The organism is Ectothiorhodospira lacustris, from assembly GCF_022227785.1.
GTDB lineage: Bacteria > Pseudomonadota > Gammaproteobacteria > Ectothiorhodospirales > Ectothiorhodospiraceae > Ectothiorhodospira > Ectothiorhodospira lacustris.
The window spans coordinates 25,593-51,450 of record NZ_JAJNQM010000004.1 but is presented as its reverse complement, the minus strand read 5'-3'; the positions used below and the strand labels follow the sequence as shown (position 1 = coordinate 51,450).

Sequence of the window (25,858 nt, the reverse complement as noted above, 5' to 3'; positions counted from 1 at the left end):
CCATGACGACAGACGATCCCTTCAAGGATGTGCTGGTGATCAGGGATCGACTCCCCCTGGCGGTGGAACCGGTGGCCGGGATTCCTCCAGCTGAAGAACTGGCCCGGATCAATGAGGCCAATGAAAGTCTGCTTCGAGTCTGCGCCGGCATGGATGATGTGCAGCCGCGGCGGACCGACGACGCCGGCGAGGTGAGCCAGGAACTGCTCAGGATCGAGTCGAAGGTCAATCTGCTGGTGGAAATGGTCAGCCTGTTGTTGCATGCCCATGCGCGGATTCCTCCTCCGGTTCCGGTGCGTATTTCCGCCGAGGGTCTGGGCTGGGCTCAGCCTGAAGCCCAGCAGCCGGGGCAGATCCTGTGTCTGAGTTTTTATCTGTGCCCGCAGTTTCCCAAGCCGCTGACGCTGTTTGCCCGGGTGGCATCCTGTGAATCCGCTGCATCGGGACATGAACTGAGCGTGCTGTTTCAGGGCATGAGTTCGGCACTGGAAGACGGTATTCAGAAAATGGTTTTCCGGCGCCATCGACGCAGCATCGCCCTGACCCGTTCCAGGCGTGATTCGGAGGCGGGCTGAACGGATCATGACGGCGGCTCAGATTATTTAACCCTGCTTATAGAGCGGTTATTGTTTCGGACTGATGGACTGGTCCACGGCGGATATCCATGACACTTCAAGACGCATTACCAACAACCGACAATGAGGGCGGTCTCCTGCAGGCGCTCCCCGATGAGATCCTGGTGGTGGCGCAGGATGCGCAGCGCGCCCTGCGCATGGAAACCGTGCTGGACTTCCTGGGCTGTCGCCCGCAGGTGATGTCGCCGCAGGAATACAACGGACAATGGCTGGAGCCGGTTCAGACCGACTGGCTGGCAATCCTCTTCAGCGGCTGCGCTGTGCCGCACGCGGCGACTCTGCTGGAACGCTGGTCCGGTCTTGAGGCCTCTCCCCCTGTGATTCTTGCCGGTGCCGCCGAGGAATTTGCAGCCCTGCCGGACGAGATGCGTTCCCGGGTAGTGGGGCGTCTGGACTTTCCCCTGCGCTATCCGACCTTGTCGGGCAGTCTGCAGACGGCCCGACACCTGGTGGTCAACGGCATGACGCCGGACAAGGTACCGCACCTGGCGCTCTATCGTTCGCTGGTCGGGTATCACCGGACCATGCAGCGTATTCGGGAACTCATCCAGCAGGTGGCGATGAGCGATGCCAATGTGCTGATCCTGGGGGAGACCGGGACCGGCAAGGAAGTGGTGGCCCGCAATGTCCACCAGTGTTCGACCCGTCGCGGCAAGCCCTTCGTGGCGGTGAACTGCGGCGCCATTCCCGGGGAGTTGCTGGAAAGTGAGTTGTTCGGCCATGAAAAGGGGGCCTTTACCGGCGCCATTAGCGCCCGTCCCGGCCGCTTTGAGTTGGCCCAGGGCGGCACGCTGTTTCTGGATGAAATCGGTGACATGCCGCTCCCCATGCAGGTGAAGATCCTTCGGGTGCTGCAGGAACGTACCTTCGAGCGGGTGGGCAGTACGAAGACCCTGACCACCGATGCACGCATCATTGCCGCCACTCATCGGGATCTGGAAGTGGCGATCCGCGAAGGTACCTTCCGGGAAGATCTCTACTACCGACTCAATGTGTTTCCGATCGAAGTCCCGTCGCTGCGGGAACGCATGCGTGACCTGCCGTTGCTGATCGACGAACTGGTCAGCCGCATGGAGGCCGAAGGACGTTCCGGGGTGCGGTTTTCTCCCGCCGCCCTGCGGGTGCTGTCCCGCTATGAGTGGCCCGGCAACGTCCGTGAACTGGCCAACCTGGTGGAGCGCCTGTCCATCATGTATCCGGGGGAAAGTGTGTCTGCGGATGATCTGCCCGGCAAGTTCAGGGCGGGGCTGACTGAGCAGGACCTGCAGGCGATGAGCGCCGCAGACGGGATGGATCCTATGACCGCTGAGGCCGGCTTGCCCGATTCCGGTCTTGATCTCAAGGAGTACATCAACGATCTGGAGACCCGTCTGATCAGAGAGGCGCTTGATCGTTCCGGCGGGGTGGTGGCCCATGCCGCCAAACTGCTGGGGATGCGTCGGACCACGCTGGTGGAAAAGATGCGGAAATACGGCGTCCAGAGGGATGATGAAGCGACGGAATCCTGACGTTATTGATTTTATTTGATTTAAATATCTGTTTTTAAATGATTTAATTTTCTGGCACGTTACCTGCTTTTGTCAGGTTGCAGGCCACTCCATCGTCGGTGTTACGTCACCGCCGGGAGGGTCGACAACCGGACAACATTTCGGAGCAGGTGAGATGACCCAAGCAACACTTCTGACAATCGACCCTTCCGGCGGGGCCTTCGAGCTGATCGCGGAGGACCCGCGGAGTCGGGAACTGTTGGAGCTTGCGCGTCGTGTTGCGGCCTCGGAAGCGACCGTGATGCTGAACGGCGAGTCGGGGGTGGGCAAGGAAGTCTATGCCAGGTTCATTCATACCCACTCTCCACGCGCCGACGGTCCTTTCGTTGCGGTCAACTGCGCGGCCATCCCTGAAAACATGCTGGAAGCCATGCTCTTCGGACATGAGCGAGGCGCCTTTACCGGCGCTTATGAATCCCGTCCCGGCAAGTTCGAGCTGGCCGAGGGCGGCACCCTGCTGCTGGACGAGATCTCGGAGATGGATCTTTCCTTGCAGGCAAAGCTGCTGCGTGTACTGCAGGAGCGGGAGGTGGAACGACTGGGTGGGCGTCGCCCCATGCAGATGGATGTCCGGGTGCTGGCGACTTCCAACCGGAATCTCATGCAGGCGGTGGCGGACGGCAAGTTCCGGGAAGACCTGTTCTACCGACTCAATGTCTTTCCTCTGGTCATTCCCCCACTGCGCGAGCGTCCGGGCGACATCCTGCCGCTGGCCCGGCGACTGATCTATGTCCATGGCCGCGGCATCGACCATGCCCGGCTCACCACTGCGGCGGCTTCGCGGCTGGTGGATCACACCTGGCCGGGCAACGTACGTGAATTGGACAACGTCATCCAGCGCGCCATGATTCTGCGTGACGGCGATGAGCTGGATTCGATGTCCATTCAGTTTGAAGCCATGGCCTCCGCCGAGCTTCGCAATTCCCATCCTTCCGCACCGGTGCCGGCAGCCGCTGAAACCCAGCGTCTGGGAGACAGGCTCCGCTCCCGGGAAGAACAGCTGATTCTGGATGCCCTCAGGGTGGAAGAGGGTAGCCGCAAGGACGCCGCCGCCCGTCTGGGCATCAGCCCGCGCACCCTGCGCTACAAGCTGGCCAGACTGCGTGATGCGGGCGTGACCATCCCCTATTGACATGAATTGACGCTTGGCCCGTCAGTCCGGGCCGGGAGGGTAGCAAGATGAGTGACATGCAGATTAATCAGGTGCTTCAACAAATGCGTGTACTGGCGGCCAGTGCCGGTCTGGAGGGGCCGAAGGTCGCGGTGCCGCCGCCGGCCCAGCCCAATTTTGCCGCGGCACTGAAACACTCCATGGACAAGGTGAACAGTACCCAGCAAAAGGGCAACCAGCTGTCCACCCGCTTCGAGATGGGGGATCCGGACGTGGATCTGGCCCAGGTGATGATCGCCACGCAGAAGGCCAGCATCTCCTTTGAGGCCGCCACGCAGGTGCGCAACCGCTTGGTGTCCGCCTATCAGGACATCATGAACATGCAGGTGTAGGTCCTTTCAGGGAACCATCATGGCCACTTCAATGACCACAACGTTCAATCAGCAGATGCAGGGTTTCACCAGTCTGCCCCGCCAGAGCCAGGTCGGCTTACTGGTCGGGGTGGCTGCGGTGGTCGCCCTGGTGGCAAGCCTGTTCCTGTGGGTCAGCCGGCCATCTTATGCCGTGCTCTTTCCCGGGCTGGGAGAGCGGGAGTCGGCCCAGGTGATGGAGGCGCTGGGGCGGCAGGGGATCAACTATCGGGTCGATCCGGTTTCCGGTGCCCTGACGGTGCCTTCGGCACGGGTGCACGAAGCCCGCCTGCAGATGGCGACGGAAGGTCTGCCGCAAACGGGGGGGTTCGGTTTTGAACTCATGGAGCAGGATCAGGGGATCGGCACCAGTCGCATGGTGGAGACGGCTCGCTATCAGCGTGCCCTGGAAGGCGAACTGGCACGCTCCGTGTCGACCCTGTCCAGTGTGGAAACGGCACGGGTGCATCTGGCCATGCCCCGTGAGACCGTGTTCGTGCGTGACCGTACCAAGCCCAGCGCCTCGGTGCTGATCAATCTCCATCCGGGCCGTACGCTGACGGAACGCCAGGTAGCGGGTATTGTCCATCTGGTGTCTTCCAGCATTCCCGATCTGGAGCCGGAACGGGTGACCGTGGTGGATCAGCGCGGACAGTTGCTGACCCCCAGGGATGAGGATGAGGGCATGAACCTCTCCACCCGCAACCTGGAATTCACCCGCCGCATGGAAGAGAGCTATGTGCGGCGCATCATGGACATCGTGTCGCCCATTGCAGGACCCGACGGGGTGCGTGCCCAGGTCTCCGCGGATCTGGATTTTTCCCGCATTGAGCGCACGGTGGAGAACTATGATCCCGAACTCACGGCCCTGCGCAGCGAGCAACTTGCGGAAGAGGAATCCCGCGGCAGTCTGGGCATGATGGGTATCCCCGGTGCGTTGACCAATCAGCCGCCTGCGGGGGGCGTGCTGGATGCCGAAGGTGAAGGTGTGCTGGGGCCTGATGCCGCCGCCATGCCCGGCTCCAGCAGTCGTCGCATGACTCGCAATTACGAGGTGGACAGGACCATCAGCCACGTTCGCGAGGCGCCCGGTACCGTGCGTCGCCTGTCGGTGGCGGTGGTACTGGATTTCCGTGAACAGTTGAATGAGGATGGGGAGGTGGTGCGTGAACCCATCCCTCAGGAAGAATTGCAGCGTATTGAAAACCTGGTGCGCGAGGCGGTGGGCTTTGATGCCCGTCGCGGCGACAGTGTCAATGTCATGAACGCCCCGTTCCGTGCCGTGGCCGAACCCGATCCCTTCCCCGCGCCGGTGATCTGGCAGGAGCCCTGGGCTCAGGATCTGGCCAGGATGGCCCTGGTGGCCCTGGTAGCCCTCCTGCTGATCCTTCTGGTGGTCCGTCCCATGCTCAAGGGGCTGGCCGCCAAGGGCGCGCCGGAAACGGAAGAAGAGGCCGATGAGCGCAAGCGCCTTGAAGCCGAAGGGCTGGGAGAAGATCAGCTCAGCCTGACCCACGAAGGCGGTGCGGCCGGAGGACCTCAGGCCCTGCCGGGCAAGAAGCCGGCAAGCTATGAAGAAAATCTGCAGCGGGTGCGTGAACTGATCAAGGAAGATCCCAAACTGGTGGCTCAAGTGGTGAAGAACTGGGTGGCTGAAGATGGATCCTAAAAGCAATATGTCGGGCCCCGACCGGGCCGCGGTTTTCCTGATGAGTCTGGGCGAGGAATCGGCCGCCCAGGTCCTCAAGCACATGGGACCCAAGGAGGTGCAGCGGATCGGGACCGCCATGGCCTCGCTGACCAATGTCTCCAAAAAGGAGGTGGGCGAGGTGCTGGACGACTTCATCGCCGTGGTGGAGGAGCAGACCGCCCTGGGCATGGGGTCGGACGAGTACATCCGCAGCGTGCTCACATCGGCTCTGGGCAAGGATAAGGCCGACGGGGTGATCGACCGGATCCTGCTGGGACGCAATTCCAAGGGACTGGAATCCCTGAAGTGGATGGATCCCCGAGCCGTGGCCGAGGTCATCCGCCTGGAGCATCCTCAGATCATCGCCATCGTCCTGTCTTATCTGGATCCGGACCATGCCGCCGCCGTGCTGTCCTTTCTACCGGATCGTACCCAGCCGGACATCCTCATGCGCATTGCCACCCTGGATGGTGTGCAGCCGGCCGCATTGATGGAACTGGACGACATCCTGGAGCGCCAGTTTGCCGGCAACATGAACGTCAAGTCCTCGTCGGTGGGGGGTGTGAAGAGCGCCGCGAGTATCCTCAATTTCATGGACTCCGCGAAGGAAGGCATGATCATGGACAAGGTCCGGGATCTGGACGAGGGCCTGGGGCAGAAGATCCAGGATCTCATGTTCGTGTTCTCCAACCTGGTGGATGTGGACGATCGCGGCATCCAGTCCCTGTTGCGGGAGGTTTCCACCGATTCGCTGGTTCTGGCCCTCAAGGGTGCCGACGACGCGGTCAAGGACAAGATCCTCAGGAATATGTCCAAGCGGGCCGCCGAGATGCTGCAGGACGATCTGGAGGCCAAGGGTCCGGTGCGCCTGAGCGAGGTGGAGGTCGCTCAGAAGGAAATTCTGAGTATCGCCCGTCGCATGGCCGAGTCCGGCGAAATCGTGCTGGGCAACAAGGGTTCCGAACAGATGGTCTAGCCGGACGGCTGGAGTCAGTCTCCGGGTAACCGGGAATCGGTATGGCACGGAGAAGGTCAATGGTTGAACGCATTATCACATCGGAAAAGGGGGCGGGGGCACGACGCTGGGAGGTGCCCGATGTCCACGCGCCGACGCTGTCCCGGGAGGCGGATGACGAGCCGTTGGAATCGGTGGAGGATGACGCGCCGGCAGACTCGGCCCCCAGCCTTCCCACCGCTGACCGCATCATGGACATTGAGCGTCAGGCCCATGAGGAAGGTCTGCGGGCGGGGCGCGAGGAAGGGCGCAGCCTGGGACTGGAGCAGGGTCGCAAGGATGGTTTTGCCCAGGGCCATGCCGAGGGCCTGAAATCCGCCGAGGCCGGTGTAAGAGCGCGCCTGGCGCTGCTGGACCGGCTGATCCAGGGGCTTGAGACACCCTACGCGGCGCTGGACGCCGTTGTGGAGGATGAGCTGGTGCAATTGGCCATGGCCGTTGCCCGCCAACTGGTCCGGCGTGAGTTGAGGACCGATCCCGGGGCGATCGTGGCGGTGCTGCGGGAGGCCCTGGAGACCCTGCCCAATGCCGAACGCAAGTTGCACCTGCACCTGCATCCTGAAGACAGCAAGCTGGTCAGGGAAACCCTGCGGCTGGATGGTCTGGAGCGTCCCTGGTCCATTGTCGAGGACCCGACCCTGAGTCGTGGCGGGGTGCGTGTGATTACCGAAACCTCGCGGGTGGATGCCACCCTGGAATCCCGTCTGAACGCGGTGATTGCGACAGTCTGGGGGGGCGCCCGCAGCACCGATCAGGAGGGGGTGCAAGACGATGTCTGACGCCGGTCACTTGCCTGAAGCCCTCCGTCCCGAAGTCCGTGCCGGTCGATTGGTGGAAAAACTGGCCCGTTATCGGACTCGGGCCGCCAAATCGCAAACGGTTGTCGCTGAGGGCCGTCTGGTCCGGATGGTAGGGCTCACGCTGGAGGCGGAAGGTTGTCAGATCTCCATTGGGGGGCGTTGCCGGGTCATCAGTGCGGGCGGCCACGAGGTGGAGGCGGAAGTGGTGGGTTTTTCCGCAGAGCGCACTTTTCTCATGCCGGTGGGGGATGTCAGCGGCCTGACGCCGGGCGCCCGGGTGATTCCTACCCGCCATGCCCGCGATACTCTGGTGGGTGATGCCCTGCTGGGACGGGTCCTGGATGGTTCCGGACGGCCCCTGGATGGTCGTCCCGCACCCCAATGCGATGATCATGTCTCCCTCAACGGTCGCAGCATCAACCCCTTGGCCCGGCGTCCCATCCACGAACCCCTGGATGTGGGGGTCCGGGCCATCAACGGTCTTCTGACCGTGGGTCGCGGCCAGCGCATGGGCCTGTTCGCGGGCAGTGGTGTGGGCAAGAGTGTGCTGCTGGGCATGATGACCCGCTATACCACGGCGGATATCACGGTGGTGGGCCTGATCGGTGAGCGGGGCAGGGAAGTGAACGAATTCGTCCAGAACATTCTGGGGCCGGAGGGCATGGCCCGGGCCGTGGTGGTGGCGGTACCGGCTGATCATCCTCCCCTGATGCGTCTGCATGGCGCCATGCTGGCCACCAGCATCGCCGAGTACTTCCGCGACCAAGGCCATAATGTACTGTTGCTGATGGACTCCCTCACCCGGTTTGCCCAGGCCCAGCGGGAGATTTCCCTGGCCATCGGTGAGCCCCCGGCGACCAAGGGGTACACGCCGTCGGTGTTCGCCAAGTTGCCCCAGCTGGTGGAACGGGCCGGAAACGGGGATCAGGGCAGCGGTTCCATCACCGCGTTCTATACGGTACTGGCCGAAGGGGATGACACCAATGATCCCATAGCCGATGCCGCCCGAGCGATCCTTGACGGCCATGTGGTCCTCTCGCGACGGATTGCCGACACGGGGCGTTACCCGGCCATCGATATCGAGGCGTCCGTATCCCGGGTCATGAACGAGATTGTGGACCCCGGCCACATCCAGGCGGCACGTCGCTTCAAACAGTTGTATTCCCATTATCAGCAGAATCGGGATCTCATCAGCGTGGGTGCCTATCAGCGCGGTTCCGATCCCCGGGTGGACGAGGCCGTTGCCATGCACCCCAGGCTGGAGCAGTACCTGCAGCAGGACATGCACCAATCGGTGGGCTTCAAGGACAGCCTGAAGGCACTGGATGGACTGATGGAGCCCCCGGCGCCATCCAGTGGGGATGACCGGGGCAGACAGCTGGTTCGTTGATGGGCTGTAACCAAAGAGGTAGATCATGAATCGATCCAAACGCATGGAACCGGTGGTGCAAGTGGCGGATAACCGCCAGCAACTGGCTGCTCAGCGCCTGGGTCAATCACAGCAGGCCCTGGAAGACCGCATGGCACGCCTGGAGGAACTGAGCAGCTACCGCGATGAATATGCCCAGCGTTTCGAATCCCAGAGCGGGGCGGGCATGACCGGCGTGTCGGTGAGGGATTACCGTCTGTTCCTGCACCGTCTCAATGAGGCGATCGAGCAGCAGGCACGAATGGTGGCGGCGGCCAGGCATGAACTGGAAATGAGCCGCGGTCGTTGGGTGGAAGCCAGCGGCAAGACCAAGGCCCTCAATCGTGTGGTCGAACAGTTCCAGCAGGAAGAGCGCAGGGCTGCGGATCGCCGTGAACAGGCTGAACAGGATGATCGTAATGGGCGCCGGCACCGGAGATTTGAGTGATTTCCGGCGCGTTTTTTGTATGTCTTTCAGGACACATCTGACATAGCCGAGGGTTTGGCCATGAACATGTCATTCATGCCCTTTTCTGCACTGGGCACATTGCCCGCCCTGGGGGGCGATTCGAGCAGTCCTGCCGGTTCTCTGCCTGGGCAGGGTGGCGATTTTCAATCGAGTTTGATGGGGCAGCTGCAACTACTGGCGGACGGTTACCCGGATCCGGCGCGAACCATGCCCCTGGAGGCCCTGCTGGAGCAGGATCCTGAGGCGATGGCACTGATGCCCCAGTGGCTGGCCCAGCTCATGGATCAAGCCGACCTCACTCTGGAAGACCTACAGCAGGAGGGTGCCGATGCTGCGCTGGCCTCCCTGCTGATCACATGGCAGCAACTGGCCGAGACAGGCCGTGGATTGCCGGGGGTTGCCGGTGAATCGCTTAATCCCGGTGCGGAACGGCGCCTGGACGGGGGGGGGCTCACGGCGCTGACGGCGGCGTTGAATCAGGTGCTGCACGGGCAGGGTACGGGGTCGGCACAGGCGGAGGGGAATCCAGTCATGCCCCAGGCATTGCATGCCTTGGTCGTTCGACTGGGGGCCGATGCCGCAGGGGTCGGTCGCGATTCCGCCGCCCCACTGACGCCCATGGCCGCAGAGACGGTACCTGCCGGCCAGGTTCAGGCCCAGTCCCTGGTGCCGAACTCCCCGCTGCGCGCTCTGGACCTGGACGTGCCGATGACGCGGCCCAACTGGGGGCAGGCGGTGGGTAGCCGTGTCCTGTGGATGGTGAACCAGAACATGCAGGGGGCAGAACTGAGATTGAATCCGCCCCACCTGGGGCCGCTGGAGGTGCGCATCTCCATGGAAGGGGATCGTGCCAATATTCAGTTCCTGGCCCATCACCCTCAGGCGCGCGAGGCACTGGACGCGGCCATGCCACGGCTGCGGGAGATGTTTTCCGAGAGCGGGCTCCTGTTGGGAGACGTGGATGTTTCCGGCCGGGATACCGGCGGTCAGGGAGGACCCGCCCAGGAGTCGGTCGGAACGCGCCCCGAAGACCGCGATGGGTCCGATCAGACTGCCGCCGAGGTCGTCTCGATGGATCCCGATGAGCGGGATGGTGCCATCCTGCTGGATGCCTATGCCTGATCACCCTCTCCGGCCGGTCCCGGTCGGAGGCCCTTCCGCCCTTTGACGTTGCCCGAATCCGGGGCGGCGTCCAGTGTCTGCCCACCGTATAATCCCCTCTCCTTACGCCTTGCCTTTGTGTCGGGCTGCATCGGCCCGCCGCCCTGCGAATGTGAATGATCGTCAATAATCCGTCACTCTCTGATTTCTTTCGAATTCAGCAGTTTGATTTTATTGATTTTTTTATTCTGTTCTCGCTTGGCATAGGTGTTGCTTTATTCCATAAAAAACGGAGGCCCAAGCAGGCATGGCCAAAAAACCTGAAAAAACCGCTGCAGCAGCTGCCAAGCCCGCCAAGGGCAAGGGCGGTCTTTGGAAACTGATACTCATCGTCCTGCTGACCACGTTGGTGGCTGCCGGTGCGGGTGGCGGGATTGCCTGGTACCTGCTGGGGAGCGGTGAACCGGGTGAGGAACGTCCTGAGCCTGAGCGGCCGGCGATCTATCTGCCCCTGGATCCCCCGCTGGTGGTCAATTTCCAGGGCTCGGGACGGATTCGCTTTGTTCAGGTGGGTATCGTCCTCATGGCGCGGGATCAGGCCGTGCTGGATGGCGTGACTCGCCACATGCCGGTTATCCGCAACAACCTGATGATGCTCATCGGCAACAAGACCTATGAAGACCTGATTACCCAGGAAGGCAAGGAACTGGCACGTGCCGAGGTGCTTGCCGAGGTGATCAATGTGCTGGAGACGCGAGGGGAACTCACCCAGGTGGAAGCGGTGTACTTCAACAGTCTTGTGATGCAGTGAGGCAACGTGATGGCCACCAGTGATCTTCTTTCCCAGGACGAAATTGATGCCCTGTTGCACGGGGTGGACAGCGGTGCGGTGGAGACTGGGGACCAGCTCCTGGCTCATGACGGTGTGGCCAGGGGGTATGACCTAACCACCCAGGATCGCATTGTCCGGGGGCGCATGCCCACCCTGGAGATGATCAACGAGCGTTTTGCCCGGTACATGCGGATCGGCCTGTTCGAACTCCTGCGACGCTCGGCGGAAATCTCCGTGGGCGGGGTCAAGATGATGAAGTTCGGAGAATACGTGCACTCCCTGTATGTACCCACCAGCCTCAATATGGTCCGGGTGCGGCCGTTGCGCGGTACCGCCTTGTTCGTGCTTGATCCCAAGCTGGTGTTCATCCTGGTGGACAACTTCTTCGGTGGGGATGGCCGTTACCACGCCAAGATCGAGGGGCGAGAGTTCACCCCGACGGAATTGCGGGTGATACGCATGTTGCTGAACCAGTCCTTCACGGATCTCAAAAAGGCCTGGGCGCCGGTGATGGAGCTGGATTTCGAATACAACCGTTCCGAGGTCAACCCTCAGTTTGCCAATATCGTCAGCCCCACCGAGGTGGTGGTGGTCTGTACCTTCCATGTGGAACTGGACGGCGGCGGCGGGGAACTGCATGTGACCATGCCGTATTCCATGATCGAGCCCATTCGTGAACAGCTGGATACGGGGCTGCAGAGCGACCGGGCGGATGTGGATGATCGGTGGGTCAAGGCGCTGCGCGAGGAGCTCAAGCTGGTCCAGGTGGAACTCAGCGCCAAGTTGACGGAAACCGAGCTCACCGTTGCCGAAATGATCAATCTCAAGCCCGGTGACATCATTCCGGTGGAAATCCCCCAAGAGGTCACCGTCAGGGCCGAGGGTATCCCCGTATTCCGGGGCAAGTTTGGTACTTCTGACGGTTTCAACGCCATCAAGATTACCGGGCCGATCCGGCTCAGTGAATGACCCAAGTGAGGACTGCCTCCATGAGTGACAAAGATCTGGACAACAAGCCCGAAGCCGAAGAAGAGGATATCTGGGCTGCTGCTCTGGCCGAACAGGCCGAGGCGGAGCAGCAGGCGCCGGGAAGCGGCGGTGGTGACAAGATCGGGAGCGGGACGGCCGACGATGGCGAAACCGTGACCGGTGATGCCGGAACGGGAGGCACGAAGGGCAGTGCCTGGAAGGATCCCACGCCCAAAATGGAGTTCGATGATCTGGCGGCCGAAGCCGTTGCCGGGCGAGGGGCTGAAGGGGGGGCCGAGGTCAACCTGGGGGTGATCCTGGATGTGCCGGTGACCATCTCCATGGAGATCGGGCGTACCAGAATTCCCATCCGCAATCTACTTCAGCTCAACCAGGGTTCCGTGGTGGAACTGGACCGTCTGGCCGGGGAACCTCTGGACGTGATGGTCAACGGTACCCTGGTGGCCCATGGCGAAGTGGTGGTGGTGAACGAGAAGTTCGGCATTCGCCTCACCGACGTGATCAGCCCGGCCGAACGGGTTCGCAAGCTCAAGTGAGGCGTACCATGTCCGTGCTCAAGCCTTTGATGGGTACGATGCTGCTTCTGCTCATGCCGCTGGTGGTGTCGGCAGGGGAATCCGGCAGCGGCACGTCTGGATTGGGCATCACCGGGGATGGTGCGGCCTATCTGGGGCAGATGGTTGTCGGCCTGATCCTGGTGATTGTTGCCATCCTGGTGCTGGGTTTCATGATGCGGCGCATGGGTGGCATGCACAGCGGGGTGTCCGGAGAACTGCGGGTGCTGGGGGCCGTGTCCCTGGGTGCCCGGGAACGCATGGTGTTGGTTCAGGTGGGCAAGACCCAGTTGCTGCTGGGTGTCGCGCCGGGCCGGGTGCAGACCCTGCACGTCCTTGATGAGCCGATCCGACCCGGGGAGCGTGTTGTGTCGGAGAAGAATGCCGGTGCGTTTGCGGAACGCCTGCGTCATGCCATGGGCCGGCAGGGGGGGGCGTCATGAGACCGCTCGCGCTGTTGTCCTTGGCGCTGTTGCTGCTGTTGCCGGCGGGACAGGCGCTGGCTCAGGCAGGTATCCCGCTGCTGTCGGTGGATACGGATCCCGGTGGCACCCAGACCTACTCGGTCACGCTGCAGATCCTGATCCTCATGACCGTGATGAGCCTGCTGCCTGCAGCGCTCATCATGCTGACTTCCTTTACCCGGATCATCATCGTGCTGGGGATTCTGCGCCAGGGGATCGGCACCACTCAGACGCCTTCTAACCAGATCCTGATCGGTCTGGCTCTGTTTCTGACCTTTTTCATCATGGCACCGGTTTTTCAAGCGGTGAACGAGGAGGCGATCCAGCCTTTCATGGCTGAGGAGATCAGCCAGGAGGACATGGTTCGGCGAGCCTGGGTGCCGCTGCGGGATTTCATGCTGGAGCAGACCCGGGAGACGGACATCGCCATGTTTGCCCGTATTGCCGGGCACGACAGCTTCGAGAGTCCCGAGGATGTGCCCTTTTCCGTTCTGGTGCCCTCGTTCATCACCAGTGAGCTGAAGACGGCCTTCCAGATCGGTTTTCTGATCCTGATCCCTTTTCTGATCATCGATCTGGTGGTGGCCAGCGTGCTCATGTCCATGGGTATGATGATGTTGTCACCCCTGATCATTTCCTTGCCTTTCAAAATCATGCTGTTCGTGCTGGTGGATGGTTGGGCGATGATCATGAGTACCCTGGCCACCAGTTTCATTGTCTGAACCGCGGGGAGCACGCCGATGACGCCGGATACCGTAGTGGAAGTGGGGCAGCAGGCCGTGTGGGTCATCGTGCTGATTGCTGCGCCGGTCCTGCTGACCGCCCTGGCCATTGGTCTATTCATCGGCATGATCCAGGCGGCCACTTCCATTCAGGAAATGACCCTGTCCTTCATTCCCAAGCTGCTTGGCATGTTTGCGGCCCTGGTGATCGCCGGGAACTGGATGCTGGATCTGCTGGTGGACTACTGCCGGCGGCTCTACGAGAGCATCCCCGGGTTGATCGGCTAGGAGTCACCGCCCCATGTTCAGCTTTACCGACACCGAACTCATCGCCCTGGTCACCGCCTTCGTGTGGCCGTTCGTGCGCATCAGCGCGATGCTGTTGGCGGCGCCGATCTTCGGTGCGGGGACGGTGCCGTTGCGGGTGCGCCTGGTGTTTGCCATGGTCCTTGCCCTGCTGATTGCGCCCATGCTGCCGGAGCCCCCTGCCGTGCAGCCTTTGAGCATGGAGGGGCTGGTGGTCACCGTTCAGCAGGTACTGATCGGTGTGACCATGGGTTTCATCCTGCAAATGGTGTTCAGCGCCCTGACCATGGCCGGCGAATCCATCGCCCTGTCCATGGGGCTGGGATACGCCTCCATGGTGGACCCTGCGATGGGGGTCCAGGTGCCGGTGGTGTCCCAGTTCTTCGTGATCATGGGGACGCTGATCTTTCTGGCCATGAACGGCCACATCGCGCTGCTGGACATGCTGTTGCAGAGCTTTTACCTCATGCCCATCGGCGTCGAAGGGCTGACCCGGGTGGATTTCTGGGGGGTGGCAAGCTTCGGTTCCGCCATGTACGTGGGGGCCCTGCTGGTGGGGATGCCCATCGTGGCGGCCATGCTGATGGTGAACCTGTCCATGGGCGTGATCACTCGGGCCTCGCCCCAGCTCAATATCTTCGCGGTGGGCTTTCCCATGATGATCATGCTGGGTTTTGTGCTCATCATGCTCAATCTGCCCACCCTGGAGCCCCGTATCCGTGATCTGGCCATGGCCGGATTCGGACTCATCCAGCGTATCTTGGGAGGTTAGGCCATGGCCGAGAATGAATCCTCACAGGAGAAAACAGAACAACCGACCCCCAAACGTCTGCGGGATGCCCAGGACAAGGGGCAGGTCGCCAGTTCCAAGGAACTCAATACCACCTTGGTGCTGCTCACCGGCTCCACCACGCTGCTGCTGTTCGGCGGGGTGTTCCTCAACCATATTCAGGCATTGATGCGCAACAGTCTGATCATCGACCGGGAGCGTATCTTTGATCCGTCCTTCATGCTGACGGCGCTGCATGCCCGGATCGGCGAGGGGCTGATGATCCTGGCCCCCCTGTTCCTGGTTCTGGTGATTGCGGCCGTCACCGGGCCGGTGGTCATGGGTGGGGGACGTTTCCGTCTCAAGGGACTTGAGCCCAAGCCGGACAAGCTCAGCCCCATCAAGGGGCTCAAGCGCATCTTCGGACCACAGGGGCTGATGGAACTGGCCAAGACCCTGGCCAAGTTTTCCCTGATCTCGGTGGTGGCGATGGGCATCCTCTGGCAGTTTTCCGACCGTCTGCTGGGGCTGGGGGGGCAGGAGATGGTGCCGGGGGTGGTCAGTGCCGGTTACATGATTGCCTGGACTTTCGTCGCCCTGAGCGTGTCCTTGATCCTGGTGGTCATGATCGACGTGCCCTTTCAGCTCTGGAATCACCAGCGCCAGCTGCGCATGACCAAGCAGGAAATCAAGGACGAATTCAAGGAGACCGAAGGCAAGCCGGAGGTCAAGAGCAGGGTCCGCCAGCTCCAGTACGAGGTCTCCCGGCGTCGCATGATGGCCGAGGTACCCAAGGCTGATGTGGTGGTGACCAACCCCACCCACTTTGCGGTGGCCTTGAAGTATGACCAGCAAAAGGGTGGGGCGCCCCGGGTGGTGGCCAAGGGGGCGGATCTGGTGGCGGGAGAGATCCGGGAGGTGGCCAGGCAATCCGGCGTCACCATTCTGTCGGCGCCGCCTTTGGCCCGGGCACTGTTCCATAGCACCCGCCTGGAACAGGAGATTCCGGCCGGACTTTATGTGGCCGTGGCCCAGGTGCTGGCCTATGTCTATCAGCTCCGTAACGCGCTGCGCGAAGGCGGGGTGGTGCCGACACCACCCACCGATCTGCCGGTGCCCGATGAATTTCTCAAACGTGATGTGCCGCCTGCGGAGAATGCATAAATGGCGAGCTTTGCAGACAGTCTGAAGAATGTGAACCGCATGGGTCTGGGGGCGCCGTTGCTGCTGATGGCGTTGCTGGCCATGATGGTCATCCCGTTGCCGCCGCTGGCCCTGGACCTGCTGTTCACCTTCAATATTGCCCTGTCCCTGGTGGTGATCCTGGTGGCGGTGTATACCCCGCGCCCACTGGAGTTCGCGGTGTTCCCCACGGTGCTGCTGGTGGCCACCCTGCTGCGCCTGGCTCTGAACGTGGCCTCCACCCGGGTCATCCTGCTGGAAGGGCATACCGGCACGGATGCCGCGGGCAACGTGATCCAGGCCTTCGGCGATTTCGTGGTGGGCGGTAACTATGCCGTGGGTCTGGTGGTGTTTGCCATCCTCGTGATCATCAATTTCGTCGTGGTGACCAAGGGCGCCGGCCGGGTTTCCGAAGTCAGTGCCCGCTTCACCCTGGATGCCATGCCCGGCAAGCAGATGGCCATCGATGCCGATCTCAACTCCGGGCTGATCTCCCAGGACGACGCCCGCAAGCGCCGGGAAGAAGTGGCCCAGGAGGCCGATTTCTACGGTTCCATGGATGGTGCCAGCAAGTTTGTGCGGGGGGATGCCATCGCCGGCATCCTGATCCTGTTCATCAACATCATCGGCGGTCTGGTGATCGGCACGCTGCAGCACGGCATGAGCGTGGGGGATGCGGCCACCAACTACGTGCTGCTGACCATCGGCGATGGTCTGGTGGCCCAGATCCCCTCCCTGGTGCTGTCTTCCGCCACGGCTATTATCGTCACCCGGGTGTCGACGGCTCAGGACATGGGGCAGCAGGTCGTCAAGCAGCTGTTCGGTTCGCCTCGCGCCCTCTATGTGGCGGGAGGGATCGTGGGCTCCCTGGGATTGGTCCCCGGCATGCCCAACGTGGTATTTCTGAGCCTGGGCGCCCTGATGGGGGCCACGGCCTATCTGATCAGCCAGCAGCGCGCCGCCGATGACGCGGCAATCACCAGGGCACTGGAGGATGAGGCGCCGCCCCCCACCAGTCCGGAGATGAAGGAACTCACCTGGGATGACGTGCCGCCGGTGGATCTGGTGGGCCTGGAGGTGGGGTATCGTCTGATTCCGCTGGTGGACCGTTCCCAGGGGGGGCAGCTGATGGCCCGGATCAAGGGCGTGCGTCGCAAGCTGTCCCAGGAGTTGGGCTTCCTGATCCAGCCGGTGCACATCCGTGACAATCTTGACCTGGGGCCGAATCACTATCGGCTCACCCTGATGGGCGTGACCACGGGGGAGGGTGAGGTATTTCCGGACCGGGAACTGGCCATCAACCCCGGCCAGGTCTTCGGGCAGGTGAAGGGCACCCCTACCAAGGATCCGACCTTCGGTCTGGACGCACTCTGGATTGATCCGGCGCAGCGGGAAGAGGCCCAGGGACTGGGCTATACCGTGGTGGATGCAGGGACCGTGATTGCCACCCATCTGTCCCAGATTCTGCGCGACCACGCCCATGAACTGCTGGGCCACGAGGAGGTTCAGCATCTGCTGGATACCCTGGCCAAGCATTCGCCCAAGCTGGTGGAAAATCTGGTGCCCAAGACCCTGGCGCTGGGGGTGGTGCTCAAGGTGATGCAGAACCTGCTGGCGGAGCAGATCCCGGTGCGGGACATGCGCTCCATCGCCGAAACCTTGGCGGAGCACGGTGCCAAGAGTCAGGATCCTGACGCACTGACGGCTGCGGTACGGATCTCCCTGTCACGCGCCATTGTCCAGAATATCGTGGGAACCGCTTCAGAGCTGCCTTTGCTGGCCATTGATCCCGCGTTGGAACAGATATTGCAAAAGTCCTCGCAGGGAGGCAGTGGTGCCGGACTTGGAATCGAACCGGGACTGGCCGAACGCCTGCAGCGTTCCATTGCCGAGGCCTCCCAGCGTCAGGAGATGTCGGGCGAACCTTCCGTGCTGGTGGTGTCGCCGGATATCCGCCCCTGGATGTCCCGCTGGCTGCGTTCAGCCGTGCGTGGGCTCCATGTCCTGGCCTACACGGAGATTCCGGATAGCAAGCAGATCCGGGTGGTTGCCACCGTAGGTAGGGAGGTGGGGTGACGCAGTTCGAACAGGCATCAGGTGTTTTCAGGCACGTGTGCAGCGCTTTGACCAGCCAGTGCAACGGGGATAACGGGTTACCGTCATGAAGATAAAACGCTATTTTGCACCGGATATGCGCCAGGCCATTCGCTTGGTGCGAGAAAATCAGGGACCGGATGCGGTGATCCTTTCCAGCCGCAGCGTGGAGGGTGGCATCGAACTGATCGCTGCCATGGATTACGACGAGGAAGCGGTACTGGAGATGGCCACCCAGGCGGGCGAGCCGGTTTCCAGGGCCTCGACATCCACCGCCGGCCGGCCGATATCCCCTGACGTACGGCTTCGTTCCAGGGCACCGGACACCGGAATGGAATCCGCGGCCGACCCCGGGATGCCCGAGCCTGAAGCGGCAGTGTCCCTCAAGGCCGATGCCGGGGTCCGTGTTTCGTCAGGGGAGTTTCCGTCGCTGCGCGCCCGCCGTGATGATGTGTGGGCGGAGGAGGGGTTGCATGCCCTGATGACGCCGGTGGTAGAGCCGCCGCCGACCTCGCCCCCGGCCTCGGAGCCTGCCCCCTCGAAACCGGCGAGGGCCAAGAAGGTCGCCAATATTGAGTGGTCCCAGGAACCGACCCTCCTGGCCATGCAGAAGGAGATTCAAGGGCTGCGGGCCATGCTGCAGGACCAGCTCGCCAGCCTGGCGGGGCAGGAGTTCATGCGCCGAGATCCGGGACGGGCCGGCGTGGTGGCCAGACTGCAGCGCATGGGACTGGAGCCGGAGCTGGCCAAGGAGATCGCCATGGCAATCAGCCATCCCGATGACCCTGCGGAGGCTTGGCAAGAGGCCTTGACTCATCTTTCCGGGCGTTTGGCGGTGACCCCCGATGGCATTCTGGATCAGGCTGGCATCATGACCCTGGTGGGACCGAGCGGCGTGGGCAAGACCACGACGGTGGCCAAGCTGGCCGCCTTGCAGAGCCTCAGGCACGGCCATGATTCCGTGGCGCTGATCACCACGGATGCCTATCGCATCGGCGCTCATCGACAGTTGCAGACCTTTGGTCAGATCCTTGAGGTTCCCGTCTATCTGGCGCAGACAGCACGCCAGCTGGGAGATATGCTAGAGGGGTTGAAATCCAAGCGCCTGGTCATCATTGATACGGCAGGCACCAATCAACGGGACATGAAACTGCTTGGCGAGTTGGAGTCCCTGACGTCGGTGCCTTCTGCCAGGACCCTGCTGGTGATGGCGGCCAATGTGCAGAAAGCCGTGATGATGGAGACCGTGAAGTCCTTTGCCCGATTGCAGCCGGAGGGGTGCGTACTGACCAAGGTGGATGAAGCCGCTTCACTGGGTGAGGCCCTGTCGACCCTGATCAGTGCCGGCCTGCCGCTGACGTTCGTCAGCGAAGGTCAGCGCATACCCGATGATCTGCGTCCGGCCCGTGGCGCCCGGCTGGTGGCCACCGCCGCCAGGATGGCGGATGCCGGTGGCGAGCGTGGGGATACCCGTCAGGCCCAGGTGGTTTCTCCCATGTTCCGTGAGCCCATCAACCAGCCCAACGCCAGGTACGTCCATGCCTCCAGTCAGTAATTCTCAGGCGGCCCGACTTTCCTCACCGGTCGATGCGGTCGCTCCGGTGCGTGTCCTGGCAGTGTCCAGCGGCAAGGGTGGTGTGGGCAAGACCAATGTGTCGGTGAACCTGTCCGCCGCCATGGCCCAGAGCGGTAAGCGCGTCATGCTGCTCGATGCCGATCTGGGGCTGGCCAACGTGGATGTCTTGCTGGGATTGCAGCCCAAGGCCAACCTCTACCATGTGCTCAACGGCGAATACACCTTGGACGAGGTGCTGCTTGAAGGTCCGGCGGGCATGCTGATCGTGCCGGCCGCTTCGGGTATCGCCCGCATGGCGGATCTGGAACCAGCGCAGCATATCGGTATCATTCGTGCCTTCAGCGAGTTGTCTCATCCCCTGGATGTGCTGGTGGTGGATACTGCCGCCGGCCTCCATGACAGCGTCACCAGTTTTTGCCGGGCCGCCCAGGAGGTGCTGGTGGTGGTGTGCGATGAGCCGGCTTCCATCACGGATGCCTACGCCCTGATCAAGGTGCTTTACCGGGATCATGGCCTGACGCGCTTTCGCATCCTTGCCAACATGGTCCGCAACGACAATGAGGATGAGGGCAGGGTCCTGTTTCGCAAGCTGGTGTCGGTCTGTGACCGTTTTCTGGAGGACGTGATCCTCGATTACGTCGGCGCCATCCCCCATGATGACCTGCTGCGCAAGGCGGTTCAGCGTCGGCAGAGTGTACTGGAGGCCTATCCTTCCAGCCCCGCCGCCCGTGCCTTTCGCGCGGTTGCCGGTCGCATCGACCAGTGGCCCATGCCCCGCAATACCCGTGGCGGTATCGAGTTTTTTGTGGAAAGGTTGATCAACAGCGGTCGAAACGACTTGGAGCCAGTCACATCAGTGCCATAGCCATGTACGCCAGCAAAGAGTCAGACCATACTCGACTGGTGGATGAGCATGTCTCTTTGGTTAAGCGAATCGCTTACCATCTGCTCGCCCGCCTGCCTGCCAATGTGCAGGTGGAAGACCTGATCCAGTCCGGGGTCATTGGTCTGCTGGAGGCTGCCCGTCACTATGACCCTTCCCAGGGGGCCAGTTTTGAGACCTATGCCGGCATCCGGATTCGTGGTGCCATGCTGGATGAGGTCCGCCGGAGCGACTGGACGCCGCGGTCCGTGCACCGTAATGCCCGGCGTATCAGCGAGGTGATCCGGGAGATTGAAAACCGGGCGGGGCGCGAGGCGACCGGCCCGGAGATTGCCGCTACCCTGGGGGTGGATCTGGAAACCTACCACGACATGCTCCGGGATGCCGCCGGTAGCCGCGTGCTGGGTTTTGATGACCTGTGCGAGGGGGATGGGGATGTGGACAACTTCCTCCCGGGCCTGGGGCCGACTCCATTGGAGTCCGTCACCCGGGCGGATTTTCAGAAAGCCCTGGCCGAGCATATCAACACTTTGCCTGAGCGAGAGCGTTTGATCCTCTCTCTGTATTATGATGACGAGCTGAACCTGCGCGAGATCGGTGAAGTGCTCGGCGTCAGCGAGTCCCGGGTTTGCCAGATCCACGGTCAGGCGCTGGTTCGTCTCAGGGCCCGCATGGTCGAGTGGGTGGCGGACGGTGAGCGGGTCTGATGCCCTCTTGCCGGCAGAATTGATTTCAGAATGCCGGAACACCCCGCTCAAGGGCGTGTCTTCGGTGTGTGTTTAATCGGGAGGTTATTGTGGATAAGAACATGAAGATCCTCATCGTGGATGATTTTTCCACGATGCGCCGCATTATCAAGAACTTGCTGCGGGATCTTGGATACAACAATACCGCCGAGGCTGATGACGGCAGTACCGCACTGCCCATGCTGCAGAACGGTAACTATGACTTCCTGGTCACCGACTGGAACATGCCCGGCATGCCCGGCATCGATCTGCTGAGGGCTGTGCGTGCCGATCCCCGGCTCAAGGACATGCCCGTCCTGATGGTGACGGCCGAGGCCAAGCGCGAGCAGATTGTTGAAGCGGCTCAGGCCGGTGTCAGCGGCTACATCGTCAAGCCTTTCACCGAGGAAACCCTGAAGGAGAAGATCAACAAGATCTTCGAGAGACTGCAGGAAAAAGGGTGAACAACGTCATGGAGAACCAGGAAGACAGCAAAGAGGCCCTGTTCAAGCAGCAGCAACTGGAACGCGCCCGGGAATTGGTCAAGCTCATGGAATCCGGCAATGAAGAAGGGGCCGGGCGACTCATCGAAGAGATGGGGCGCATGCACGAGAGTCTGCTGTTCCAGGAACTGGGCAAGCTGACCCGGGACCTGCACGAGGCCTTGAACAGTTTCCGCCTGGATTCCCGTCTCTCCGAACTGACCCATCAGGATATTCCGGATGCCAAGGAACGTCTCAACTACGTGGTCGCCATGACTGACCAGGCCGCCCATCGCACCCTGAACGCCGTTGAGGCGGCATTACCGGTCTCGGAAATGTTGGCAAACCGGGCGCAGGCATTGCGGGCTGACTGGGCTCGTTTTCGCCAGCGGGAAATGTCCGTGGACGAGTTCCGCTCAGTGAGCCAAGCCCTGGCCGAGTTTCTGGAGGATACGGAACGGGATGCCGAAACGCTGCGCAGTCAGCTTTCGGAAGTGCTCATGGCTCAGGACTTTCAGGATCTGACGGGGCAGGTCATCCGCCGCGTCATGACCTTGGTGCAGGATCTGGAAGACAGCCTGGTGGGGCTGGTGCGTATCTCCGGTAAGCGTCTGTCCACGCCGGAAGGCAAGGACAGGGGCGCGGGGACCGAGCCGGCCGGCCCTGCGGTCAAGGGGACGTCGGATCAGGGCGACGTGGTAAAAAGCCAGGATGATGTGGATGACTTGTTGTCCAGCCTTGGATTTTAAAACTTGTCCTGTCACCGGGACGTCGGCCTGTTTCAGATTTCGCCGGTCCGGCCGCCAAACCGGAATATCAGGGTGCGATTGCACTGGGCGTGAGAGACGGACATGAGTCTGGATACCGACGACGAAATCCTTCAGGACTTTCTGGTTGAGGCCGGCGAATTGCTGGAGGGCCTCAGTGAGCAGTTGGTTCAGCTGGAACAGACCCCCGACGATAAAGATCTGCTCAATTCGGTCTTTCGCAGTTTCCACACCATCAAGGGTGGGGCCGGGTTCCTGAATCTGGAAAACCTGGTCAAGATCTGCCACCGGGCCGAAGACGTGTTCAACCTGCTGCGCCAGGGGCAGCGTCATGTGGACAGCAACCTGATGGATACCATCCTTCAGGTGGTGGACGTGTTGAACCGGATGTTTGATGAGGTGCGCTCCGGCGAGATGCCGGCCCCTGCGCCGGATCACCTGATGGCGGCCCTGGAACCCCTGACCCTGCCCCAGGGGGAGGCACCGCCGCCGCCTCCGGTGCCGACACCCGTGCCGACACCCGTGTCGCCGCGGTCCGTGCCGGCTCAGGGGGAGCTTCGGGGGGATATCACGGATGACGAGTTCGAGGCTTTGCTGGATGCCCTTCAGGATCAAAAGCAAAACGGCGGCCCGAAACCGGAGAGCATGACGTCTGCGGTTCCACCGCCTGTCTCCGCGGGAAAGGCTCAGGCTGATGGCGACGCCATCAGCGATGAAGAATTTGACCAGCTGCTGGACGAACTGCAGGGTAGAAAGCCGGAGTCCGCGGCTTCCGCCCAGGCATCCCCCCCTGGGGCAGGCGATACCATCTCCGATGATGAATTCGAAAGCCTGCTGGACAGCCTTCACGGCAAGGGGGAGGGACCTAAAACCGCCCAGCCGAATGTGCCGGCAGCAACATCGTCGGCGGCACCGGTAGCCGGCGGCGTGGAGAAGGCGGCCAAGTCCACTCCCTTGGCCGATACATCGGTTCGTGTGGATACCAAACGTCTGGATGACATCATGAATCTGGTGGGGGAGCTGGTGCTGGTGCGCAACCGCCTGGCGACCTTGCGCTCACGCATGCGGGATGAACAGGTATCCAAGGCCGTGACCAATCTGGACGTGGTCACGGCGGATCTTCAGGCGGCCGTGATGAAGACCCGGATGCAGCCGATCAAGAAGGTGTTCGGGCGCTTTCCCCGGGTGGTCCGGGATCTGGCCCGAAGTCTCAAAAAGGAGGTCAATCTGGAGCTGTGGGGGGAAGATACCGACCTTGACAAAAACCTGGTGGAGGCCCTGGCCGATCCCCTGGTGCACCTGGTGCGAAATGCCGTGGATCACGGTATCGAGTCACCGGAGGAGCGCTTGGCCGCCGGCAAACCGCGTGTCGGCCATGTGGTCCTGTCAGCCGCCCAGGAGGGCGACCATATCCTGCTGACCATCTCCGATGACGGCAAGGGCATGGATCCGGATGTGCTGCGCAAAAAGGCAGTGGAAAAAGGCTTGATGGATGAGGATGCGGCTTCGCGTCTTTCGGATAACGACGCCTTCAATCTCATTTTCAGGGCGGGCTTTTCCACCAAGACGGAGATTTCCGACGTATCCGGTCGCGGCGTCGGTATGGATGTGGTGAAGACCCGGATTGCCCAGCTCAATGGACGGGTGGATGTCACTTCCGAACTGGGCAAGGGCAGCATCCTGAGTATTCGCCTGCCCTTGACCCTGGCCATTCTGCCGACCTTGATGGTGGTGCTGGGCCGACAGCGTTTCGCGTTGCCGCTGGCCAATGTCAGTGAAATCTTCGACCTGGACCTGTCGCGAACGAACCGTGTGGATGATCAGGAGGTTATCATGGTTCGTAACCGCTCCCTGCCGCTTTACTATCTGCGGCGGTGGCTTGTTTCCGGCAGTACCGACGAATATCGGGGGATGGGACATGTGGTAGTGGTGTTCAGCGGCAATCAACGGGTGGGCTTTGTGGTGGACAGCCTGATCGGGCAGGAAGAAGTGGTTATCAAGCCCCTGGGCAATATGCTGCACGGAGTCCCCGGACTGGCAGGTGCAACCATCACCGGTGATGGGGGTATAGCGCTGATCCTTGATGTGCCTGGACTTCTGAAGAATTACGCCAGAAGGCACTGATCTGACCTGTCCCCGCATCATCCCGAACGATCCGGATGCGGGGGCCCATGACCTGGAAAAGACGGAGAGATTTGATGGCGGTTCGCGTTCTGGTGGTGGACGATTCCGGATTCTTCCGGCGTCGCATCGTGGAAATCCTGAATGCCGATCCGTCCATTGAGGTGGTGGGGACCGCGAGTAACGGCCAGGAGGCAGTGGACCAGGCCGCCAGTCTCAGTCCTGACGTGATCACCATGGATATCGAGATGCCGGTGATGGACGGTATCACTGCGGTGAGGCGCATCATGGCCCGCAATCCTGTGCCGATCCTGATGTTTTCTTCCATCACCACGGAAGGCGCCAAGGCCACCCTGGATGCCCTTGAGGCTGGCGCGGTGGATTTCCTGCCCAAAAAATTCGAAGACATCGCCCGTGATCAGGAGCAAGCCAAGGAAGTGCTCCGGCGTCGTGTCAAGGCGGTGGGAAGACGACGCTTCTCACCGCCGCCCGCTGCTACTGTGTCGTCCGGATTGGGTTCCCGTGGGGGGGCTGCAGCACCGCCGTCAGGTCGCCCCGTGGCGGTCACGTCACCTGCCGGCCTGCCGACACCCCGATCGGCGCGGAGTGTCCCGGATCGTACCCCGATTCAATTGCGGGATTTTCGGGTGGTGCTCATTGGGACCTCGACGGGAGGGCCGCTGGCGCTGCAGAAAGTGCTGGCCGAGTTGCCCGCCCATTTTCCGCTGCCGTTGCTGCTGGTACAGCACATGCCGGGCACCTTCACCCCCGCCTTCGCCCAGCGCCTGGATCAGCTGTGCCGGATCCGGATCAAGGAAGCAGGCGATGGCGATGTGCTGGCACCGGGGCTGGCGTTGCTGGCCCCCGGTGGCAAACAGATGCTGGTGGAGGCCCGTGGGGGGCAGCACCGGGTCAGGATCACTGACAGTTCCCCCGAGCAACATTACCGCCCCAGCGTGGATGTCACCTTCAATTCCGCCGCGGCGGCTTTCCGCGGCGATGCCTTGGCCATCATCATGACCGGCATGGGCGCCGATGGCCGGGAGGGGGCACGGCTCCTGAAGCGATGCGGCGCAAAGATCTGGGCCCAGGACGAAGAGAGCTGCGTAGTGTACGGCATGCCGGCCGCCGTGGTGGATGCGGGGCTTGCGGATCGTGTCCTGCCCCTGTCCCAGATCGGCAGATTGCTGGCCGAGGGGTGCTGA

General features: G+C 62.0%; 26 protein-coding genes. All 26 read left to right on the top strand.

What is annotated here, in order from left to right; genetic code table 11:
- Window positions 1-2: 2 nt before the first annotated feature.
- Window positions 3-575: a PilZ domain-containing protein gene (locus tag LQ952_RS01730; RefSeq protein ID WP_238620892.1), complete on the top strand. Its 573-nt coding sequence runs from the start codon at window positions 3-5 to the stop codon at window positions 573-575.
- 89 nt (window positions 576-664) lie between these two features.
- Entirely contained in the window at window positions 665-2,143 is a 1,479-nt protein-coding gene (locus LQ952_RS01725) for a sigma-54 dependent transcriptional regulator (protein WP_274521932.1), read from the top strand.
- Window positions 2,144-2,297: 154 nt separating this feature from the next.
- The gene (locus LQ952_RS01720) at window positions 2,298-3,314 is read left to right on the top strand and encodes a sigma-54 interaction domain-containing protein (RefSeq protein ID WP_347402037.1); all 1,017 of its coding nucleotides are present in this window, start codon (window positions 2,298-2,300) and stop codon (window positions 3,312-3,314) included.
- 47 nt (window positions 3,315-3,361) lie between these two features.
- Complete coding sequence (gene fliE / locus LQ952_RS01715; protein WP_238620890.1) at window positions 3,362-3,685, top strand: flagellar hook-basal body complex protein FliE; 324 nt, start codon at window positions 3,362-3,364, stop codon at window positions 3,683-3,685.
- A 19-nt stretch (window positions 3,686-3,704) separates the two neighbouring features.
- Window positions 3,705-5,372 (top strand): flagellar basal-body MS-ring/collar protein FliF, encoded by a 1,668-nt coding sequence (gene fliF / locus LQ952_RS01710; protein ID WP_238620888.1) that lies wholly within the window; start codon window positions 3,705-3,707, stop codon window positions 5,370-5,372.
- Complete coding sequence (gene fliG, locus LQ952_RS01705) at window positions 5,356-6,369, top strand: flagellar motor switch protein FliG (RefSeq protein ID WP_430733423.1); 1,014 nt, start codon at window positions 5,356-5,358, stop codon at window positions 6,367-6,369. Before fliF ends, fliG begins: the two co-directional genes overlap by 17 nt.
- Window positions 6,370-6,428: 59 nt before the next feature.
- Window positions 6,429-7,187, top strand: a complete 759-nt coding sequence (locus tag LQ952_RS01700; protein WP_238620881.1) for a flagellar assembly protein FliH — start codon at window positions 6,429-6,431, stop codon at window positions 7,185-7,187.
- Window positions 7,180-8,598, top strand: a complete 1,419-nt coding sequence (fliI, locus tag LQ952_RS01695; RefSeq protein ID WP_238620879.1) for a flagellar protein export ATPase FliI — start codon at window positions 7,180-7,182, stop codon at window positions 8,596-8,598. The genes LQ952_RS01700 and fliI overlap by 8 nt, the downstream gene beginning before the upstream one ends.
- Before the next feature lie 25 nt (window positions 8,599-8,623).
- The gene (gene fliJ, locus LQ952_RS01690; protein WP_238620878.1) at window positions 8,624-9,064 is read left to right on the top strand and encodes a flagellar export protein FliJ; all 441 of its coding nucleotides are present in this window, start codon (window positions 8,624-8,626) and stop codon (window positions 9,062-9,064) included.
- A 60-nt stretch (window positions 9,065-9,124) separates the two neighbouring features.
- Window positions 9,125-10,207 carry a flagellar hook-length control protein FliK gene (locus LQ952_RS01685; RefSeq protein WP_238620875.1) on the top strand — a complete coding sequence of 361 codons (1,083 nt, stop codon included), beginning with the start codon at window positions 9,125-9,127 and terminating at the stop codon, window positions 10,205-10,207.
- Window positions 10,208-10,493: 286 nt separating this feature from the next.
- Window positions 10,494-10,997 (top strand): flagellar basal body-associated FliL family protein, encoded by a 504-nt coding sequence (locus LQ952_RS01680; protein WP_238620872.1) that lies wholly within the window; start codon window positions 10,494-10,496, stop codon window positions 10,995-10,997.
- A gap of 9 nt (window positions 10,998-11,006) precedes the next feature.
- Window positions 11,007-11,987, top strand: coding sequence for a flagellar motor switch protein FliM (fliM, locus tag LQ952_RS01675; RefSeq protein ID WP_238620870.1), 981 nt, complete (start codon window positions 11,007-11,009; stop codon window positions 11,985-11,987).
- A gap of 20 nt (window positions 11,988-12,007) precedes the next feature.
- Window positions 12,008-12,544, top strand: a complete 537-nt coding sequence (fliN, locus tag LQ952_RS01670) for a flagellar motor switch protein FliN (protein ID WP_238620868.1) — start codon at window positions 12,008-12,010, stop codon at window positions 12,542-12,544.
- A gap of 8 nt (window positions 12,545-12,552) precedes the next feature.
- Window positions 12,553-13,005 carry a flagellar biosynthetic protein FliO gene (fliO, locus tag LQ952_RS01665; RefSeq protein ID WP_238620867.1) on the top strand — a complete coding sequence of 151 codons (453 nt, stop codon included), beginning with the start codon at window positions 12,553-12,555 and terminating at the stop codon, window positions 13,003-13,005.
- Complete coding sequence (fliP, locus tag LQ952_RS01660; protein WP_238620865.1) at window positions 13,002-13,748, top strand: flagellar type III secretion system pore protein FliP; 747 nt, start codon at window positions 13,002-13,004, stop codon at window positions 13,746-13,748. The genes fliO and fliP overlap by 4 nt, the downstream gene beginning before the upstream one ends.
- An 18-nt stretch (window positions 13,749-13,766) precedes the next feature.
- Window positions 13,767-14,036 (top strand): flagellar biosynthesis protein FliQ, encoded by a 270-nt coding sequence (gene fliQ, locus LQ952_RS01655; RefSeq protein ID WP_238620863.1) that lies wholly within the window; start codon window positions 13,767-13,769, stop codon window positions 14,034-14,036.
- Between the two features lie 13 nt (window positions 14,037-14,049).
- Window positions 14,050-14,826, top strand: coding sequence for a flagellar biosynthetic protein FliR (gene fliR / locus LQ952_RS01650; protein ID WP_238620859.1), 777 nt, complete (start codon window positions 14,050-14,052; stop codon window positions 14,824-14,826).
- Window positions 14,827-14,829: 3 nt separating this feature from the next.
- The gene (gene flhB / locus LQ952_RS01645) at window positions 14,830-15,987 is read left to right on the top strand and encodes a flagellar biosynthesis protein FlhB (RefSeq protein WP_238620858.1); all 1,158 of its coding nucleotides are present in this window, start codon (window positions 14,830-14,832) and stop codon (window positions 15,985-15,987) included.
- Entirely contained in the window at window positions 15,988-18,081 is a 2,094-nt protein-coding gene (flhA, locus tag LQ952_RS01640; protein ID WP_238620855.1) for a flagellar biosynthesis protein FlhA, read from the top strand. It abuts the gene before it with no gap.
- Between the two features lie 85 nt (window positions 18,082-18,166).
- Window positions 18,167-19,654: a flagellar biosynthesis GTPase FlhF gene (flhF, locus tag LQ952_RS01635; RefSeq protein WP_238620854.1), complete on the top strand. Its 1,488-nt coding sequence runs from the start codon at window positions 18,167-18,169 to the stop codon at window positions 19,652-19,654.
- Window positions 19,655-19,700: 46 nt separating this feature from the next.
- Complete coding sequence (locus LQ952_RS01630) at window positions 19,701-20,540, top strand: MinD/ParA family protein (protein ID WP_430733424.1); 840 nt, start codon at window positions 19,701-19,703, stop codon at window positions 20,538-20,540.
- Window positions 20,541-20,542: 2 nt separating this feature from the next.
- Entirely contained in the window at window positions 20,543-21,265 is a 723-nt protein-coding gene (locus tag LQ952_RS01625; RefSeq protein ID WP_238620850.1) for an RNA polymerase sigma factor FliA, read from the top strand.
- Window positions 21,266-21,366: 101 nt separating this feature from the next.
- Entirely contained in the window at window positions 21,367-21,747 is a 381-nt protein-coding gene (locus LQ952_RS01620) for a chemotaxis response regulator CheY (protein WP_238620849.1), read from the top strand.
- 8 nt (window positions 21,748-21,755) lie between these two features.
- Window positions 21,756-22,514 carry a protein phosphatase CheZ gene (locus LQ952_RS01615; RefSeq protein ID WP_238620929.1) on the top strand — a complete coding sequence of 253 codons (759 nt, stop codon included), beginning with the start codon at window positions 21,756-21,758 and terminating at the stop codon, window positions 22,512-22,514.
- Between the two features lie 102 nt (window positions 22,515-22,616).
- The gene (locus tag LQ952_RS01610) at window positions 22,617-24,656 is read left to right on the top strand and encodes a chemotaxis protein CheA (RefSeq protein ID WP_238620847.1); all 2,040 of its coding nucleotides are present in this window, start codon (window positions 22,617-22,619) and stop codon (window positions 24,654-24,656) included.
- Window positions 24,657-24,730: 74 nt separating this feature from the next.
- Window positions 24,731-25,858, top strand: coding sequence for a protein-glutamate methylesterase/protein-glutamine glutaminase (locus LQ952_RS01605; protein ID WP_238620846.1), 1,128 nt, complete (start codon window positions 24,731-24,733; stop codon window positions 25,856-25,858).